Genomic DNA, 289 nt, shown 5'->3' with positions numbered 1-289 from the left:
GGAGCCGGTGTTTGTTGCGGTGGTGGGTTTTTCGTTGCGGGAGGTGTTGGCGTCGGGGGAGCCGGTGGTGGGTATTGATCGGATTCAGCCGGTGTTGGTGGGTGTGCAGTTGGCGTTGGTGTCGTTGTGGCGGTCCTATGGGGTGTGTCCGGATGCGGTGATCGGTCATTCGATGGGTGAGGTTGCTGCGGCGGTGGTGTCGGGGGCGTTGTCGGTGGCGGATGGGTTGTCGGTGATCGCGACGCGGTCGCGGTTGATGAAGGCACTCTCGGGCCACGGCGCCATGGCG

General features: G+C 64.7%; 1 protein-coding gene. It reads left to right on the top strand.

What is annotated here, in order from left to right; all coding sequences use genetic code 11:
• Window positions 1-289, top strand: a 289-nt coding sequence (locus B1964_RS28580; RefSeq protein WP_139765935.1) for an acyltransferase domain-containing protein, incomplete at both ends; no start/stop codon positions are given.

Origin of the sequence: Gordonia sp. i37 (assembly GCF_002043085.1) — a bacterium.
GTDB classification, from domain to species: Bacteria; Actinomycetota; Actinomycetes; order Mycobacteriales; family Mycobacteriaceae; genus Gordonia; species Gordonia polyisoprenivorans.
Note: the sequence above shows the minus strand (reverse complement) of the source record. Positions and strands in the feature narration are given on the sequence as shown.